The organism is Lactobacillus iners (genome assembly GCF_011058775.1).
Classification (GTDB): Bacteria; Bacillota; Bacilli; order Lactobacillales; family Lactobacillaceae; genus Lactobacillus; species Lactobacillus iners.
Genome location: NZ_CP049230.1, coordinates 950,320 through 967,931 on the forward strand (window position 1 = coordinate 950,320; position 17,612 = coordinate 967,931).

The following is a 17,612-nucleotide window of genomic DNA, read 5'->3' on the forward strand; positions in this document are numbered from 1 at the left end:
TGCCAATCAAACAATTCTACGTAAAAATAGACAGAACTACGCTGTCTGTCCATCTGCCAGGTATTATATCATTCTTTTTGCGTGGTGAATAATAAATCTTTAGAGATTTTGACTTACTTTTTTTTAATTTTGTTGCCTTTGTTTCTACATTGAAGTATATTATCAACAATAGGAGGTACAAACTTATGGATAAAAATGAAAATATTAATTTACCTACGAAGGTCACTATTACTTTAGATCTTGACAAATTATACAACGAACTAAAAGAAAATGGTTGGAAACCTGATCGTGTGGCTAAATACTACAAGCATTACATCCTTAAACATATTAACAAAGAAGATACTATTCTTGGGCCTGATGAAAGCGTGCGATATCTAATTGATCTGCTGACCACAATTTCATCCCGTCATTTCTTATCAATGATTGAACCAGGACCAGGTAAAGACGCTCTTATAAAACGTGTTATACACGAATATGAAAAATAACCCCCTTATTTTTTAAAGACAAAAGTCTAACTTTTTTTGGGGGGCACATCACATTTACATCTGATAACTATTTCTTAGTTCTAAGTAATATTATTTATTCAACTCCTATGGAATTTAAAAAATCATTAAGTGTTTTTTCAAGTTCTTCGTTTTCTTTTACTAGTTTTATGCATTTTTTAGGAATGTAGCGTAATTTATTGGCTTCATCTCTTAAAATTATGAAATTTTTTTCTTCGCCTTTAGGGCAATTCTTGGGGTATAAAACTCCGTAGTGAGATTGATTTTTACTTAAGGTATTTCTTACTAGCATGATTTGTTTAATTTTTTCCCCTTTTATTACTCCCTTCAAAGCATCATGTGGGTGAAAATTACCTGTAGTTATATCTACGTTATAATTGTTAGAATGTATTTTAGCTTTTTTATAATTTTTTTGTTTACTTATGCGATTAAATAAATTATTACCTTCTTCATCATTTTCTTCATAATTTTTCAAACCTATTATATCCGTACTTGTATTTGGATTTAAATCATCTTCTGTAAGTCCAAAAGTATATGGCATTAAAAAAATTTTGTTATATTTAGTCTTGTAAATATCCACTTCATTTTCTAGATCTATTACCCACCAATATAAATTTTTGAATTTACCTTTTCCTCCACTCTTTCTAGCATTTTTTATTTTTTCTTTTAAATTATTGTTAACCATAATAAACTCTCTTTCTTTCCACATAAAAAGCGGGGGCAAATTGTGTGCATTTTTCATAGGATTTTACTGTCACTTTATTTTGCGTTGTTCACAGAATACTAGGAGTGTCACCACAGCACCGGACAAGATTGTAGCGACGGTGTTAATCTGTGTTCCAGGGCTCCAAGCATAGCTAATAACAGACAATTTCAGCACATTGCATGCTATATACTCGCCAAAGAGAATAGTCAACAATGTAATTATAATCACTGTCGCATCCACGATAGCTATAACTTTTCTGCGGTGCAAACAAGTAGTTGTTATTGCAACCAATAACTGAATCAACGCACCAACAACCCCGCACGCCATGAGAGCGTAGAATGGAGCATATAGAGCAGAGGTGTTCAACCAGAAGCGATAAACTAGTATTCCTAGGCCTGCTAGCACAGCTATTAGGGGTATTAGCTGTAGCCTATTCCCTTTAGCGGCGGACACGATAGTGTGTTCCTCTGCCATTTGAATCCTACCTCCGCCATTTCGTTTTACTGTAGATTTGTGTTTCATGATATTACTACCTCGAATTGCTTACAATAATACAGTATATATTATACACAAACTTCTTTGAATGTCAAAATGTCACAGTATAAGTAGACCACTGATGCTCCAGACGCTTTGCTAGGTTGGTTAGTTGCCGCATCTGATGGTGCGGTTCAACGCAATGATGGCAACGACGAGACAAAGCCAAACTTGGTTGCCTTTCTTCCATACCTACTCGTTCGTCCAATCATTTTCTGATGATGCTTCGTAGCACGTGAGATGATTCAAGGGCTGATTAGCTGGGGGCATTTTAAGCTTTGTATAGAATAGTTTTTAGAATCTTGACTATCTTTAATTCCTGTTCTGACATAGATTGTTAAGTTATATAGATGGGCTGATCTATCCTTATCAATTCTAGCAACCACTACATTATCAGCAATAATTGCAAATGCTGGCCTGTTAAACGCTTTTATAATATCTCAATTCTCTAAAATCTTTATCAAAAAAAGAAAGTTCTGGTGATTAATATAGTAATTATAAAAATACATCCTACAATATAGACTCTAAATTTCAATATAGACTCTAAATTTGGCAATGGATTATAACTAAGTAAAAAAGAATTTATGAAAGATTTTGGTATCTTCATTCAAATGTCATCCATCTACTGTCCGTATTCAATTTATGAAAAGACGAAAAATGATATTGTACAGCATATTTTTAAATAAAAAAGAAGTAGATTAATTCCACTTCTTTAATACTATATTTTTATCATTTTTGAACACACAAGTAATTATCTATTTATGATTTTCTTTTAAGAAAGTAGCAATAGTTTTTCTTGATTCACTTCTTGCTTTTTCATTGCCTTCAATTGTTCCACCTGTTGCAATTCTAATTCTTCCTAGATTTAAAACACCATTGCCTGCAAATATATGCCCTGCTCCTTTATAAGAATAAATCTTTGCATTAGGGTTTTTCTCTTTTATTTTTTGTGCCATGGCAAAGCTATCCCACATCAAATCATCTTCGCCTACTATCATTAATATATTTGCCTTAACATTTTTGACCGGTATTAGTTTTTCTTGGCTTGAAGGGTCTTGTTCTATTGCACTTTTATAAGTTTCTTTATAACTAATAGGACTTTTAATTATAGTTGGAACAATAATATTTTTTAGAAATGAGCTAAATGATGATTTTTTTGTATCTATATATGGAAGTTGCTTTCCTTTATATGTCCATGATGAACCATAATCTTTAAAATCTAGACCAGCAAAATTATAAGACGAAGGCGATATTAAAATCAGATTATCTATTTCAGGATATTTGCAAGCCAAATTAAGTGCATATTCTGCCCCTTTTGACGCTCCCAAAACACTTATCGGTTTATTGTCTTTTATATTTTTATTTATATAATTGATAACGTCTTCAAATTGTTCTAAGGGAATTTTTGTCAAAGTCGGTTCTTGATTTTTCATACCAAACATAAATAGAGCAAAGGTTTCATAGCCTTCTTCAGCTAATCTTTTAGCACTTTCAAAATTTGGACTTCCTTCAGAACCTCCATAACAAATAACAAGTCCCTTATGTGATTTTTTCTTGGGTACAAATCTAAAGCCTTGCATTCTACCCTCATCTACATAAGTTACATCAACTCCATCAATATCTGTAGGATATAGACTTATATTAGTAACATCCTTATAATATTTAGGAAAATTTAAAACATTGATATCTTTATACTTATAGTCATTATATATCCTAAGACTAAAAACTAAAATTACTAAAATAATAACAATTGAAAAGATGCTAAAAAAAATTTTCTTGATTTTATTCATTTTCTTCATTTCCTTTAAAATAGTATGCAGAGTCGAATAGTATATAAAAAATCTGTTTGTCGTTATTATATAATCTTTAGAGTATTAGTTATACCAATTTTGTAGTTCCTCATACCAGTTGCAGAACTACTCTTACATCCATGTATTTTTTTGGAATCTTTTTGGTGTATCCTTCTTCATCTTTTTCAAAGACACAATATTTATAAAACTACTTAAAATGCAGGATTTCTAAATTTATATCTTTTGTACCAACACTACAGTCTCGACGTGGATTGAGTATAGTATATCTACACTTTTTAACAATAGGAAAAGCTATCGTTAAAAGGTTTAAGACTCGCTTGACAGCAAGTTACATTACAATTGTTCCAGTTGCTTAACCTGGTCTCTTCTCGCATAAATAACCGCGAGTATTTGAACTTCTTTTCTACTCTCATCAACCAAAAAGTAAATATAATAATTTTTTACGCGTATTTTTCTAAAACCAAGATTTCTCCACGGTTGCTCATCAATTGCTTTCACACGATAAGGCATCGTCTGTAAAGACGTCATTCCCTCCTTCAACAGCTCGAGCATTCTTTTAGCCACTATCGGCTCTTTTAACTCAGTGGCAATATATTCTCGAACAATCGCAAGATGCTCTTTCGCCTGACGAGTGACTTTTATCTTATACTCATCCATTAAAGACCTCGTTCAAGCTCTTCAAAAACATCATCTATCGGATAACTATCACCGCAAACCGCCTGATCATAGCCTTTAGCCATCAACGCGTTAAACGTTTTCTCATCCATATCATCTTGCACTGGAAGCGACTTGGGAATAGTAAGCGAAAACGGAATGCCGTTATTAAGAATGATTTGACGATAAAACATGTCAATAGCCGTAGCCCTAGAAATTCCAATTGTTTCCAAAATCTGCTCCGCCTGCTGCTTAATATTTTCTTGTATTCTCACATTCACATTCGCACTTTTAGTAACTGCCATATCAATTAACCTCCATGCCCATATCATAAAATACTATATCGCATATTGCAACACAATTTACATGAATAGGATTCCTCGACTGTCATATACGCTTTTTTTGTATTTTAATTATAATTGTATTGTTTTATTAGCTATATCTTCTACAAATCGTTTATCGTGTTCCACAAATATGAGTGTAGGCTTTGCTTCTTTTATAATTTCCTCAATCTGTATTCTTGATATTACATCTATATAATTCAACGGCTCATCCCAAATAAATAAATGGGCTGGTTTCGACAAACTTAGGGCAATTAAAACTTTCTTTTTTTGTCCATCACTATAATCTATCATATCCATTTCAAATAATTCTCTTGCAAAATCTAATTTTCTTAGAATTGTTTTACATAATGTTTCATCAACATCTTGACTGTGAATATATTCATTTAGGCTACCTGATAAATTAGATGTATCCTGAGGAATATACGATATTTTTAAATTACTTGCTAATTTTATCTCACCTGTATACTCGTGATTTATACCTAATAGAATTTTAATCAAGGTTGATTTTCCACTACCATTTCTTCCACTAATAGCCACTATATCGCCTTGCTCTATCTCAAAGCTCAAATTACTTAGGATCTGTCTTTCTCCATAGTGTGCTGATAACTCGCTAACCGATATTAGGGGATTTTTGTGATGATGTAGCGGATGCAGTAATAGACTTTCCTTTATTTCGATATCTTTCAGTAAACTCTGCTTTTCTTCTATTGCCTTATTTTGTCTATGTTCTAAATTCTTGGACTTCTTCATCATCTTGGCTGACTGATGACCTATACGCCCTTTGTCTGGTTTTATCCCTGATACTTTTACACCATTTTTAGTATTCTCAATCTTATCAGACCAAATTTTACTTTGTCTTGCAGCTTCTTTTAAGCGTTTAATATCTTTTCTTAATTTCTCATTTTTACTGATTTCAAATTTGTCTTTCATCAATTTATTTTCATACCATGATGTAAAATTTCCCGATTGGACATCAATAGAATTCCTGTTAATAGAAATAACATGATTGATACATCCATCTAAAAAATTTCTATCATGAGAAATGAGCAAAAAACCTTTTTTACTTTTCAGATATTCACTTAAAATTTTTCTTCCGTTCATATCTAAATGGTTTGTTGGTTCATCAATAAGTAAAAAACCATCTTCTTTTGTAAACAAAATAGCTAAAAGGATTTTTGTTTGTTCCCCTTTAGAAAGAGTTTTAAATTCCCTATAAACAAGGTTCTCATCTACATTTAGCAAATTAAGTTCTCTAAATAACTTCCATTCTTCATCATCTGATATTAGTTCTTTATATAAATCAATCCCTAATTTTGAAGTATCGCTTATATTTGGTGGAAATTTAATAAATTCAACATCCTTGCTTATTTTACCTTGATAAGTCTCTTGATTTAACAGTAACTTAAATAGAGTTGATTTACCAATTCCATTTCTTCCTATCAATCCCGTTTTCCAGTTTGTATCAAAGGAAAACGATACATTTTCAAATATCGGTTTTACATATCCATAATATGAGAAAGTGAGGTTTTGAATTTTAATTGCTGACATAAAACGCCTCCCTAAATTATCATTTACCACCCTGGGTGCAAAGTGGGTACACTTTTTAACGTTAACATCCTGTGAACTCGACCCTAGAGCGTTGACATGTTCCCTCAAACAGCCAAAACACGCTCAAAAACCGCGAGAACCCAGCCTATATAACATCAAAACAAGAACTTCATTCTTAATTTCCTAAATCAAGAGCCGCCTTAAGATCTTCCATATTTCGATAACCCTTTACACTAGGATCAGACGCAATCCGTCTTCCTTCCTCAATAGCAGCAATCGTTGTATCATTCGGAGCCTCTAATTTAAGAGAAAAAGGAATCCCGTTCTCACGAATAGTTGTTCGCAAAAAAATGTTAATTGCTGTCGTCATATTAAGCCCTAGTTCTGAAAAAATCTTATCAGCTTGTTCTTTAATTTACTTATCTGTTCTGATATTTAAATTCGTAGTAGCCATATACGGTACCTCCCTTTTATTTTATCATACTCAAATATTAGTTTATATTCAACACGTTGTCATTACAATACATACAATTTTGGTCAACTAAAGCCATTTAATAATCTTTAATTCATATGATTGAATAAATTAGACTCTCTTGCCGATTGATTTAGTATTATGCTGTAAAATTGATTGTTTCAAAAAAGAGAGTTATAAGTAAAAGCTCACTCATCGCTATCAACACTTTTATAATAGCCCTATCCCTGCTGCACAAGGACACATCTGCACCCGGCTAATCAGCCCTTGACATCAATACTACAGTCTCGACGTAGATTATCTCACTGAAATGAATATATTGCTTTCGCTAGCTTGCAATTGCTTGCTATAATTTGTAAAATACAGACAGAAAGGAGTGTGAATATCATGGCAAATACCAATGTTGTATATGCACGAATCGACACCACACTTAAAGAAAATGCTGAAAGCATTTTGAACCAGCTTGGCATAACACCGTCTTCTGCGATTCAAATGCTTTATAGTCAAATCGTTTTACAAAAAGGCATGCCCTTTGAACTTCGCCTGCCAGTAAATAAACCTATTGCTTTAGGCAGTATCACTCGTGATGAGTTGGATAAGGAATTGCAGAAAGGCTTAGACTCTCTAAGATCTGGCAAATCTTATAGTGCAGATGAAGTAGATCTGTTCTTTGCAAAGGAATATGGTGCATGAGTACAACTTATAACATCATCTATTCTCCGCAAGCGTTCCTTGATCTCAGCGAATTATACGAGTATATCCGTTTTACTTTGCAAGTTCCTAAAACAGCCGAAAAACAGGTGAGTCGCATTAGAAAAACTATCCGCTCTCTTAACACTATGCCTATGCACCATCCGCTTGTAGAGTGGGAGCCGTGGCATTCTATGGGAATACGCAGGGTTCCCATAGATAACTACACAGCTTTTTACCTCGTAGATGAAGATAAATGTAGCGTGACGGTTGTTCGTATCTTTTATGCAGGCAGAAACATCAAAAATATTATCAACAACAAATAATGAAAATTCGACAATATGGTCAAAATCATGACTTGGTGCCAATGAACTTTTTTGACGCATAGGTCAAATAATTTCAGTAAACTAGCTAGATGCAAAGAATATGCTTTTATATGTGTGCAAAAATCGAATTTCATTTCTTATGATCAACTGTCATGCCAAAACACTAAAAGCATGTACAAAACGCGGAAAATAAAAATCAGGAGAATGCGAAAATCAAAACTGAAAAACACATTCTTCTGACCAATTCCGAACCAACTACTGGTTCTTACTTATCACGCAACTTACCAACTTGAGTAGATTCCTTATCCCCAACACACATCTTCTTATCAGTGAACTTTACTCGCATCATTCTGCTAATAATATACTCATCCGTTATCAACACAAAAAATTGCTTTTCTTTTTTATTCACCAAGTAATACTGTGCACTGCCAATACTCTCTACAGCTTTACCGAATGCAAAGGTATCAAACAAAGGAATATCACTGAACAAAGTAGTAATCCACCCGATAAAATTATCCATAAACTTTTCAGACGAATTTGGAATAAACTTCGTCACTGTGAGCATAATAATTTCAGCGTCTGCATATTCATCGCGAATAATTTGTTCCTTTATCTTGATTTTCTTACGAACACCCAATTTTGCATTAAGACCATACTTCGCTACATCAATAGGCTTCTTAATGATTGACAAATCAATAGCATTGTCTTTATCCAACAAATAGTCGACAGTAACACCTAGTGCATCCGCAATCACCTTCAAATTTGCAACATCCGGCAGACCGCGACCACCTTCCCACTTCGCTACCGCAGCACGCGAAACCATAATCATTTCAGCAAGTTCTTCCTGAGTTAAACCCGCTTCCACACGTGCATTTCTGATCTTTTCTCCTAACAACATCGTATAACTCCCTTCATTGTCTATGAGTTTTCGTTCTTAACGATTATTTTTTTGCTCGTAATGCAATTAATAATTGCACTGCATAATTACATGCTAACGAACAACATATGAATAGAAAAGAAACGAACGAGAATACAAGCGTTACGAATCGTAACATGGCATTTTCTTCGCACATGTGCACATAATTATGTGAAAATAGCTGTTTCAAAAGAAATGTATACAAAACTAACAGAGAGCGTACAAAATACAAGCGTGCAACAAAAGCTGCTAATCCACTTTTGACATCAATACTATCGTCTCAACGTAGATTGAGAGAACTCCAAGTATATCTACACTTTTTTGAGTGCACACTATGGATAACGAAAAACCTTTTAACGATAGGAGGGGCTATCGTTAAAAGGTTTAGGACTCGCTTGATAGTGCGTTACATTACAATTGTTCCAGTTGCGTAGCCTGATCTCTTATCGCGTAAATAACCGCAAGTATTTGGACTTCTCTTTTATTCTCATCAACACAAAAGTAAACGTAATAATTTTTTTACGCGTATTCTTCTAAAACCAAGCTCACCCCATGGCTGCCCATCAGCAGTCAAGCTCTTTAAAAACATCATCTATCGGATAAACATCACTTTGAGCCGCCTGATCATAGCCTTTAGCCATCAACGCATTAAACGTTTTCTCATTCATATCATCTTGTGCTAAAAGCGACTTTGGAATAGTAAGCGAAAACGGAATACCCTTATTAAGAATGATTTGACGATAAAACATGTCAATAGCAGTAGCCCTAGGAATTCCAATAGTTTCCAAAATCTGCTCCGCTTGCTGCTTAATATTTTCTTGTATTCTTACATTCACATTCGCTGTTTTAGTAACTGCCATATCCATCAACCTCCATACGCATGTTGCATATTGTAATACATCTGTACGGATGAGATTTCTCGACTGTCATATACGATTTTTATGTTCGCATTACTGCATCAGATAGCACGATCAAGCACCATAATGGTGGAGAAGCTCTGCTTATTTTCTCGTTTGAGCCTGAACGTAAAAATATCGGATAAAGGGAAGAAAATGAATTTACACCACTTTTAGGACTTGACCTATGAAATAATTAATAGTTCCATTTTCAATCAATATATAGAGACCTAGTCCAATAAACACGACAGGTACAATTACTTTTTCGTACTTTTCCACAGTCTCTCCGATAGCAGAAATTGAGGAGAGATTTTGAGATAATTTGCATAGAATCAAAATCCCTAAGGCAAATATTACTAAACTTATACTAATCTCAATCAAACTCTTTCCTGTAAAATAGGGGATATAAATTCCTAAATTATCTCCACCCATTGCTACTGTTAAACTTGTAAATGCTAAGATTTTTGATCCATCTCCGGTAATTTTCCCCTCGATATCTTCTTCATCAATATCTTCATCCACAAAAATTGCTCTTATACCAAGACCTAGCGGAATTAGACCAAGGAGTCCGATAATCCAATCTTGTGGAATAAAATTTAAAAAGTAAGCGGCAATAAGACTAGCCAGTACAAGCAGTCCTGTACCTAAATACTGCCCTACATAAATTGATTTCAAACCTTTCTTTCCTTGACTAGCGAATAAAATAGTCAAAACAACAAAGTAGTCAATGGATGTAGAAAAAAAAACTAATAAAGCGGATACTATTGTTTCCATTATTTCTCCTTTCAAAATGTTTAATGTTTATAGCCAATCAAAATTGACTGCACACACATTGTGCCTCGGCAGTTGCCAATGGAGACATTTTAAGAAATAACTTCACAATTTTCCCACCTTTCCTTGAAATATTACTTGTAAAATTTACTTAAATTATATGATTTTGTCAAATATGCTGATAGATATCCACGCAAACTGTGAAGATTGAAAATATATAAAATTAGATAGACCAACATTATTCATCTAAATAAAGCCATTGTTTTCAAAAGTCTTATAGTCTATTATTTTATTTTCTTGACAACAAACAAATTGATTCTAAATGGATTGAGAGAACTCCTAATACGTCAGTCCTTTTTCGAGTGCACACTATGGATAGCGAAAAAACTTTTAACGATAGGAGGGGCTATCGTTAAAAGGTGTAGGACTCGCTTGACAGTGCGTTACATTACAATTGTTCCAGTTGCATAGCCTGATCTCTTATCGCGTAAATAACAGCAAGTATTTGAACTTCTCTTTTATTCTCATCAACACAAAAGTAAATGTAATAATTTTTTACGCGTATTCTTCTAAAACAAGCTCACCACCACGACTGCTCATCAGCGGTCAAGCTCTTTAAAAACATCATCTATCGGATAAACATCACTTTGAGCCGCCTGATCATAACCTTTAACCATCAACGCATTAAACTTTTTCTCATCCATATCATCTTGCACTGGAAGCTACTTCGGAATAGTAAGCTAAAACGGAATACCCTTTTTAAGAATGATTTGACGATAAAAAATGTCAATAGCAGTAGCCCTAGGAATTCCAATAGTTTCCAAAATCTGCTCCGCTTGCTGCTTAATATTTTATTGTATTCTCACATTCACATCCGCATTCGCATTTTTAGTAACTGCCATATCAATCAACCTCAATACCCATATAATAAATTATTGTGTCGCATATTGTAACACAATTGCACAAATGGGATTTTTCGACTGATATATACACTTTCAACTTTTGCACTAACATCAAGTGCAAAATATTGCTATTTCTTATATCCTATAGCAACATTACCTTTTTTCTTAAACCCTGGTACTTTTAGAACAGCAGAGCCTGGCTTGTCTTTTAAATCAAATTTTCCAACTAAAAATAAAGCTTTAAGCCCTGGACCAGATAAATTGAACGATGAGTTAACTAATTTGATATGCTTATCTCCAAGAGTGACTTTAGACAAATCTTGATGAGAATCAAGAATATCTCGTGAAACGAAGAGATACAATTCATCCTTATTCATATAGTTTTCTGGTATACGAAACTCTTCACGAGACACTGCTACCGTTTCCCAATGATACGACGCAAGCTTTGCTTTTTCCTCATCGTCAGTGCACCCAGCAAGAGAAAAGAGAGAACCTAACAGCAGAAGCATAACAAGACAACTTTGAAAAATGGTTTTACAAAAAATAGTTTTATTCCTCATAACACTACTAACCTCCTTTTCGTTAACACGACTCTACATCAAATGATCATAAAACAAATTATTAAGCAGACAAGATCTCCCATTCGCTCTGATTACTGTAATAATTTTAATAAATATACTATTTTTTTATTAATTTGTCTAGATAGTAATCACGCTTTATTTCCATAAACTTACGTCTCTCCCTATTTAGAATTATTTCCATAACGGACATATTTTGAAGTTGGATTTACAAAATGAATTTATACCAACGTTAGAGCTGGCTGAAATGGTTAATGTCAGAAGAGAAACTATTGTTCATCTAGAAAATGGTAGATATAACCCGTCTTTGAAACTGGTCATGGATATCGCAAAAATTTTCAAAGTAAAAGTGGAAGATTTATTTGAATTTACTGATAAGTAATCTATTGGGAAGTCTGTCTAAATTTTGAGTGTACAGAATGGATAGTGGGTGCACTTTTTAACGATAGAAAAAGCTATCGTTAAATAGTTTAAGATTGGCTTAATAGCTTAATTTTTTAGCATAAAAACAGCCTAGAGAGGATTCCCCCTAGTCTGTATTTTGTAATATTTAAAATTCTCACATTCTTTTGGCTTTTACGATGCCCTTTCAATATTCACACTAATCTCTGCTTTAAAAGTTATGCTGAATCTGTCCTCGTAAACTTTTATTTTCTTGATGTACTTTCTTACCAGCTTCTCGTAATATTCACTAATATCGTGACGCTCACTTTTTAAGAAAATCTTCCATTTATCTGATTCGTATTTTATCATCTTCTTGACCTGCTTTTTCTATAAGAAGCTGCTGTTTCTTACCTTTAAGCTCATCAATCTCGTTGGCAGTTTTCGTATATAGTTTCATTACGTGTTGAATACAATGAAACTTTAGCCTTGAATTCTGAAACCTTTTTAGGCATCAAAAAAGACGGTATTACTACCGCCTTAATTATTTACACATAACGTATTTATATTTAGATTTCTATTTCATAGAAACTTGATCCTTGCTAAGCTCTACAAACTGGGATTTGTTGTAGTCATCTCCCATTTTCTTTAATTCCATATGTAATACACAAGCAAATACTATCTCAATAATACATGCCGCAACAGCAACCGTTGTGCCGTTTAATGCACATCCTAAAATCAAGGAAATCATTGGAATGGAAATTGCTGCAACTGTATATCCCTTTGATTGATACAACCATGAATAGGGAAATAAATGTGCTCCAAACACCATAGCGTATACCATAATCATCTTTTCCGGAACCGCACTAAACACCCACATAACGATTAATAAATAAATCATTTGATTTAAGGTGAAAATGAAGCCTAATTGTCCAAGTGGATTTTGTTTTGAAAAGATATCCACCTTTATAAGTTTACCAATGAGCCAAGCCAGCGGTAATAATGGGCATGAACAGCAAAATACCAATAAATTTTTCATATTAATATTGATATCTAAAATTGACACAAGTACTATCAGAAGCCATATAATCACCGATGCCATGATAAATGGTAACCCTTTTTTCTGCTGAATTGCAATTTCTTTTCTTAATTCATCCACCATTTTCTCCTCCAGAAATTTAAATTTGCCTACACTGCCTTAATCTTATAATTTATTAATTCAATAAACGCTATCACAGTCGCTCCTATCATCTCAAGCCCATAGGGACTAAATATGAAACCAGGATGGCAGTGTGGGAGACTTGATCTGTCTATACAAGCAGGACGGTCATTTTGCTTTCGTTTCAGCATATCTATCTTTGCCCCACCAATTTGGCATGAGCTCCTTCAACGTGACAGTCTTCCGCTGTTCAAAGTCCTCCATAATCTCCATTTTTTCATTTTCTTCATTCAATTGATAAAAGAACTCTCTACACGCTCCACAAGGCATACCGCTTCCCATGCCATAAGGTGCCTTGTCGCGGAATGCGATAAAGTGCTTCACCTTCGTCTGTCCGCTATTAACATACATATTAAGAGCGGCCACGCGTTCTGCACACAAATTAAGAACCCCACTGCAGCTCTCAATGCAGAACCCAGTGAAAATTTCTCCGTTTTCAGCTTCTATTGCACATACAACATGATGTGCGTAAACGAATGGAGAAGCTTCCTCCGGATGAAATTGCGGCTTCGCCTTTTCATACATTGTATCCCAAATATCCATATATTCCTTTTCTCCTAAAATACCTGAATTTATCGCATAGTTATTAAGATTCTTATAAACAAAAGACCCGACTTGGTCCGCATTGTTAAGAGGCGTGTCGGGTACTGTTAGTTGCTATAGTATACTATTGGTGGTTATTTGTCAATTTTAATGAAATATGTTTATGTAACGATCCCTTGCCATAATGGTAGGCTTACTTAATCTCTTTCATCTGTAACTATATGCTCTACACCTCTATGCTCCGATTTAAGATATTCTTTCATAAATGTCGGGTAAGCCTTGCACTTATCAAGCTCATCTATAGGTAACCAATGCATTGTCTCTTTAGCACCTGACTCTGTAGTGCTTTGGCTCGTAAAATCTCTTTTGCCCATGGGCTTCATCATGTAGTAGAATGTAAGCTCATGGAAGTCTACTCCTTTTAAGCCAGAGCTGCCGATGAAGAAGTGCTCGTGTATGACAGCAAGGTGATCGACCTCGTAATTAATACCTGTCTCTTCAAATACTTCTCTCTTTACGGCTTCTTCTGATGTCTCGCCCATGTGAACCGCTCCGCCAACTGAGTAGTAATAGTCGTCCTTATCATTTCTTGCAAATAGCACACAACCCTCTTCGACTATGATAGCTGCTGCTCTATATCTAAATGCTTTTTTATCGTTAATAAATCCGCAATTATGTTCCATAGTTTACTCCTTTATTTTTTATCTTTTGTAAGTATTTCCCTCTTTGTCACGCTTCTTAAAATAGCCAAAGATATGAATCAAATCGCCTTTTTCAAATCTTCTTTTGTTGCTAATGTGCTGATTTTATCATTTATTTTTGCTATATCAGTTGTGTTTTTGTTGGTTTTAATAGCAATTTGCACTAATTCTTTTGAACCGATAAAATCTTGATTCTCAATAATAAAGTCTTTCATCTGCTTAAATGTTCTAATTAAGGCTCTGCTTTGCCTAATCGCAAGTTCACCTCTTAATACCGTCATAATCATGTAAATACCTTGTTCTGTAAAGGCATTTGGTAGGTACCTTGAGCCACCCCAACTTGAGGTGAAATTTTTGCACCTCAAGTTTTCAAACTCATTCGCGGTCAGTTGAAACATAAAATCTTCGCCTTCAAACTTTTCAATATTGTTTTTTACCTGTCTATTAAAGTTTTTAGTTTCATAACCATATATTTTGATAATTCGTTCGGGACAATGCCGCTCAAAAGAAAGGTCGCTTTTAATCTAGAAAACAATGTCATATAGCCTTTATCTACCAAACAAACCGTACTCTCACAAAAACTGCAAATTTCTTTCTCTCTTAGTTACTAATCCTATTATTTCATCAATAAGCTCATATGGACTACTATTGTGAAACCACCACTCATAATCCTGTAGTTTTTCTGTCGTACCTAATTCAAAATTTTGGCACAAAGAATTATTTGATAATTTCTTTAATAGTGTACTCTTCCCGACATCGTTAGCACCTTCAAAGCAAAAGATCACACTATTCATTACACTTATCTCCAACTATCTTTGAGAATCTATTCTTATCAAACTTTGGAAAAATTTCCAATCTAGAAATTTCACTAATTCTAATCCATATAGGTTGATATACATTATCTAGATTACTTCTTGACTTCTCTTCACCATGAATACTAAGCCCACCTTGCTTATAACCAGTTTTTGCCAAGAAAAACACATTATCATCACCATTTAGTGACCCAATTATGTCTGATTCATTAATATTTAAATCTAATTCCTCAGAAATTTCTCTAATTGCAGCATGTTGAACACTCTCTCCAACTACTACCTTCCCGCCAGGAACAACATAATATTCTCTTCCGTCTTTATATCTTTTAATTATAACAACATAATCTCCAGTTTTATCAATAACAAACATACTTGCTCGCATAAATCATTCCTTCTCAATAATTTGAATTTTTTACAAAAATTAAACTACATTTTGTTTATAGTATAAATGATAGAAAAAGATAAGTAAATTTATCCAATATTTCAAATATAGTAGTTATATAATTCTAAAAAATTTAACTAATTAAAATTCTATTAATTATAATATTCTTTAACAAATGTACACCTAAATATTTTATCCACAGACAATAATGATATCCATTACCAACAACAAAATTGACACAAGTTTTAAAATCTTCTTCATTTTGATGTGACCCCAAAAAGTCTAACTTTTTGGGGTCACATCACTTTTCACTTTCTATCGCCTAAATTTGATTTCTAAAATTCTCTTCTATTTATTTTAATTTGTAATAGGCCTATATGAGCTATTATCTAAGTTATATCCCCAAGAATCGTTCAACATATAAAATCCAAATCTGAATTCTTGCTTATAAGTATTTCCTATTAAATCATAATATTTAATTCTAAACTTTAAAAAATCATTTATTCTTTCGCCCTTAGGTAAATCTAATCTAATCCTAAAAGTAACTTCTTCTCTTGCTATAGCATAATATTGACTTAAATATTCATAGATATGATATTTTTTCTCGGAATATGCACAACTTATAAAATAACCTTCTAATTTTTTATCAGGAAATACTGGATCCAATTGTATATTCGTTGCACTTTCTTTACCTATATTAATAAGACCAACCTCTAAAATCAAAAATTCTTCTTCTCTTTTTTATTCTATTATCATCTAAAACTATATTAAAATATGGAACAATTGAAGCTCTAGTACTTATTTCTGTTAATAATTTATTATTTAGCATATCTTCTTGTCTTTTTTCTTCTTTATAAATTTCAAAATCTTTTTTCCACTTTTCATTTAATTTATTCAATTCTTCATTTTTTTGTTCTCTTATTGAGTTTATTATTGTTTAAAATTGTATATATAAGAGTTACCAAAGATATCAATATAGGAAGCCATATTTCAAAATTCATCTTTTTTAATTCTGAAAACACAGTGTTCATATTATATAACACCCCATCCTTTCCTTATTATAGTTATACATTCCTCGAGTTTAATTCTCTAATTTAAATCAATAAGTATATAAACTTTGCCAAAAAGTTGTTTTGGCTGTTTCACATAACCATTTTATCATATGAGATTTAAATAGTTCTCTATATAACATTTTATATATCATTTATATATTTTATTTCATTAGTTCTATTGATTCATTTAGCAACATATTAGCATACGCATCTTTAAATAATTGATATGATTCCGCAAACTAGTTCCACTTAAATTTAACTGTTGGCATATTTATTTATATTCCATTTTCCAAACTTATTCTACTTTTTAACATAAAAACATCAAAAACTTTTGTTTTGACATATAAATTTATTAGATTTTTTCAAGAATAAATTCAATAATATTAATATAGAATTCTTCAATCAAGATTTTTTTGTTTTATTTAATAAAAAAATAACTAGTTAGTCTTAATGCCTTATAAAGATAATCCTTGTACCACATGATCGAATCTTTCTAATAACCTCTAATCCTTCTTTCGTATCACGACCAAAACGGCTCACACTTTTCGTAAGAATAATATCAAGATTACCTTTCTCACACTCATCAATCATCCAATTAAACTCGTTTCTTGAAGATCCAACCTTAGCGGAAGCAACATCAAGAAAAACATCAGCAACAAACCAAGTCATGTGAGCAGCAGCAAGACGAGTAAGACCAGACACCTGAACAGCAAGACTATCCAACTGCTCTTTACGATTTGTGCTCACACGAGCATAAACCCCAACCGCATAATCCTTAATCACACGCTGAGGATGGATGACTATAACATCTTTATTTAGCTCATCTATCTTATCCAGAGCCATCTCTCCTTATTATTAGACTAACGAAACT

General features: G+C 33.1%; 25 protein-coding genes and 3 pseudogenes. 4 read left to right on the forward strand and 24 right to left on the reverse strand.

Annotated features, from left to right (window positions below; translation table 11 throughout):
• Window positions 1-185: 185 nt before the first annotated feature.
• Window positions 186-485: a hypothetical protein gene (locus G6Z82_RS04605; protein WP_006729674.1), complete on the forward strand. Its 300-nt coding sequence runs from the start codon at window positions 186-188 to the stop codon at window positions 483-485.
• Window positions 486-579: 94 nt separating this feature from the next.
• On the opposite strand, the gene G6Z82_RS04610 is transcribed toward G6Z82_RS04605, so the two are convergent.
• From G6Z82_RS04610 to G6Z82_RS04640, 7 genes are all read right to left on the reverse strand, one after another.
• A complete protein-coding gene (locus G6Z82_RS04610) occupies window positions 580-1,188 on the reverse strand; it encodes a hypothetical protein (RefSeq protein ID WP_029327234.1) in 609 nt (202 codons plus the stop codon).
• Window positions 1,189-1,257: 69 nt separating this feature from the next.
• Window positions 1,258-1,683, reverse strand: coding sequence for a hypothetical protein (locus G6Z82_RS06715; protein ID WP_164785850.1), 426 nt, complete (start codon window positions 1,681-1,683; stop codon window positions 1,258-1,260).
• 815 nt (window positions 1,684-2,498) lie between these two features.
• Entirely contained in the window at window positions 2,499-3,533 is a 1,035-nt protein-coding gene (locus tag G6Z82_RS04620; RefSeq protein WP_206528189.1) for an alpha/beta fold hydrolase, read from the reverse strand.
• A gap of 354 nt (window positions 3,534-3,887) precedes the next feature.
• Window positions 3,888-4,211, reverse strand: coding sequence for a type II toxin-antitoxin system RelE/ParE family toxin (locus G6Z82_RS04625; RefSeq protein WP_006733038.1), 324 nt, complete (start codon window positions 4,209-4,211; stop codon window positions 3,888-3,890).
• Entirely contained in the window at window positions 4,211-4,513 is a 303-nt protein-coding gene (locus G6Z82_RS04630) for a type II toxin-antitoxin system RelB/DinJ family antitoxin (protein WP_006735256.1), read from the reverse strand. The genes G6Z82_RS04625 and G6Z82_RS04630 overlap by 1 nt, the downstream gene beginning before the upstream one ends.
• Before the next feature lie 108 nt (window positions 4,514-4,621).
• Window positions 4,622-6,100 carry an Lsa family ABC-F type ribosomal protection protein gene (locus tag G6Z82_RS04635; protein WP_006735293.1) on the reverse strand — a complete coding sequence of 493 codons (1,479 nt, stop codon included), beginning with the start codon at window positions 6,098-6,100 and terminating at the stop codon, window positions 4,622-4,624.
• A gap of 175 nt (window positions 6,101-6,275) precedes the next feature.
• Window positions 6,276-6,470, reverse strand: coding sequence for a type II toxin-antitoxin system RelB/DinJ family antitoxin (locus G6Z82_RS04640; protein ID WP_006731020.1), 195 nt, complete (start codon window positions 6,468-6,470; stop codon window positions 6,276-6,278).
• Between the two features lie 489 nt (window positions 6,471-6,959).
• Here G6Z82_RS04640 and G6Z82_RS04645 point away from each other — a divergent pair, with 489 nt between their 5' ends.
• Both G6Z82_RS04645 and G6Z82_RS04650 read left to right on the forward strand, forming a co-directional pair.
• Window positions 6,960-7,265, forward strand: coding sequence for a type II toxin-antitoxin system RelB/DinJ family antitoxin (locus G6Z82_RS04645; RefSeq protein WP_006729666.1), 306 nt, complete (start codon window positions 6,960-6,962; stop codon window positions 7,263-7,265).
• On the forward strand, window positions 7,262-7,588 hold the full coding sequence (locus G6Z82_RS04650) for a type II toxin-antitoxin system RelE/ParE family toxin (protein ID WP_035507815.1): 327 nt from the start codon (window positions 7,262-7,264) through the stop codon (window positions 7,586-7,588). Before G6Z82_RS04645 ends, G6Z82_RS04650 begins: the two co-directional genes overlap by 4 nt.
• 265 nt (window positions 7,589-7,853) lie before the next feature.
• Here G6Z82_RS04650 and G6Z82_RS04655 read toward each other — a convergent pair whose 3' ends face one another.
• The 5 genes and pseudogenes from G6Z82_RS04655 to G6Z82_RS04680 form a co-directional block, all read right to left on the reverse strand.
• Window positions 7,854-8,486 carry a helix-turn-helix domain-containing protein gene (locus G6Z82_RS04655; protein ID WP_164785851.1) on the reverse strand — a complete coding sequence of 211 codons (633 nt, stop codon included), beginning with the start codon at window positions 8,484-8,486 and terminating at the stop codon, window positions 7,854-7,856.
• 581 nt (window positions 8,487-9,067) lie between these two features.
• Window positions 9,068-9,364 (reverse strand): type II toxin-antitoxin system RelB/DinJ family antitoxin, encoded by a 297-nt coding sequence (locus G6Z82_RS04665; protein ID WP_164785852.1) that lies wholly within the window; start codon window positions 9,362-9,364, stop codon window positions 9,068-9,070.
• Between the two features lie 198 nt (window positions 9,365-9,562).
• A complete protein-coding gene (locus G6Z82_RS04670) occupies window positions 9,563-10,174 on the reverse strand; it encodes a cadmium resistance transporter (protein ID WP_164785853.1) in 612 nt (203 codons plus the stop codon).
• A gap of 596 nt (window positions 10,175-10,770) precedes the next feature.
• Window positions 10,771-11,019, reverse strand: a pseudogene (locus G6Z82_RS04675) (type II toxin-antitoxin system RelB/DinJ family antitoxin).
• 182 nt (window positions 11,020-11,201) lie between these two features.
• Window positions 11,202-11,633: a hypothetical protein gene (locus G6Z82_RS04680; protein ID WP_163623579.1), complete on the reverse strand. Its 432-nt coding sequence runs from the start codon at window positions 11,631-11,633 to the stop codon at window positions 11,202-11,204.
• 265 nt (window positions 11,634-11,898) lie between these two features.
• Here G6Z82_RS04680 and G6Z82_RS04690 point away from each other — a divergent pair, with 265 nt between their 5' ends.
• Window positions 11,899-12,033, forward strand: a complete 135-nt coding sequence (locus G6Z82_RS04690) for a helix-turn-helix transcriptional regulator (protein WP_228487860.1) — start codon at window positions 11,899-11,901, stop codon at window positions 12,031-12,033.
• A 576-nt stretch (window positions 12,034-12,609) separates the two neighbouring features.
• Here G6Z82_RS04690 and G6Z82_RS04700 read toward each other — a convergent pair.
• From G6Z82_RS04700 to G6Z82_RS04750, 12 genes and pseudogenes are all read right to left on the reverse strand, one after another.
• Window positions 12,610-13,194, reverse strand: a complete 585-nt coding sequence (locus G6Z82_RS04700; RefSeq protein ID WP_035506590.1) for a DUF7010 family protein — start codon at window positions 13,192-13,194, stop codon at window positions 12,610-12,612.
• 26 nt (window positions 13,195-13,220) lie between these two features.
• Window positions 13,221-13,382, reverse strand: a complete 162-nt coding sequence (locus G6Z82_RS06735) for a CD1845 family protein (RefSeq protein ID WP_420898748.1) — start codon at window positions 13,380-13,382, stop codon at window positions 13,221-13,223.
• Window positions 13,360-13,794, reverse strand: coding sequence for a cytidine deaminase family protein (locus G6Z82_RS04705; RefSeq protein WP_164785854.1), 435 nt, complete (start codon window positions 13,792-13,794; stop codon window positions 13,360-13,362). Before G6Z82_RS04705 ends, G6Z82_RS06735 begins: the two co-directional genes overlap by 23 nt.
• A gap of 197 nt (window positions 13,795-13,991) precedes the next feature.
• Window positions 13,992-14,477: an NUDIX hydrolase gene (locus tag G6Z82_RS04710; RefSeq protein ID WP_006738226.1), complete on the reverse strand. Its 486-nt coding sequence runs from the start codon at window positions 14,475-14,477 to the stop codon at window positions 13,992-13,994.
• A gap of 18 nt (window positions 14,478-14,495) precedes the next feature.
• Window positions 14,496-14,573 (reverse strand): annotated as a pseudogene (locus tag G6Z82_RS04715) (single-stranded DNA-binding protein); the annotation flags it as partial.
• Window positions 14,558-14,977: pseudogene (locus G6Z82_RS04720) on the reverse strand (ORF6N domain-containing protein); the annotation flags it as partial. The pseudogenes G6Z82_RS04715 and G6Z82_RS04720, both read right to left, overlap by 16 nt.
• A 90-nt stretch (window positions 14,978-15,067) precedes the next feature.
• A complete protein-coding gene (locus G6Z82_RS04725; protein WP_102720336.1) occupies window positions 15,068-15,289 on the reverse strand; it encodes a GTPase in 222 nt (73 codons plus the stop codon).
• Window positions 15,282-15,689 carry an NUDIX domain-containing protein gene (locus G6Z82_RS04730; protein ID WP_164785855.1) on the reverse strand — a complete coding sequence of 136 codons (408 nt, stop codon included), beginning with the start codon at window positions 15,687-15,689 and terminating at the stop codon, window positions 15,282-15,284. The genes G6Z82_RS04725 and G6Z82_RS04730 overlap by 8 nt, the downstream gene beginning before the upstream one ends.
• Window positions 15,690-15,822: 133 nt before the next feature.
• Window positions 15,823-15,966, reverse strand: a complete 144-nt coding sequence (locus tag G6Z82_RS04735) for a hypothetical protein (RefSeq protein ID WP_164785856.1) — start codon at window positions 15,964-15,966, stop codon at window positions 15,823-15,825.
• 80 nt (window positions 15,967-16,046) lie between these two features.
• Window positions 16,047-16,412: a hypothetical protein gene (locus G6Z82_RS04740; protein WP_102878248.1), complete on the reverse strand. Its 366-nt coding sequence runs from the start codon at window positions 16,410-16,412 to the stop codon at window positions 16,047-16,049.
• Window positions 16,387-16,587: a hypothetical protein gene (locus G6Z82_RS04745; protein WP_164785857.1), complete on the reverse strand. Its 201-nt coding sequence runs from the start codon at window positions 16,585-16,587 to the stop codon at window positions 16,387-16,389. The genes G6Z82_RS04740 and G6Z82_RS04745 overlap by 26 nt, the downstream gene beginning before the upstream one ends.
• 601 nt (window positions 16,588-17,188) lie before the next feature.
• A complete protein-coding gene (locus G6Z82_RS04750) occupies window positions 17,189-17,584 on the reverse strand; it encodes a recombinase family protein (protein ID WP_206528190.1) in 396 nt (131 codons plus the stop codon).
• Window positions 17,585-17,612 lie beyond the last annotated feature (28 nt).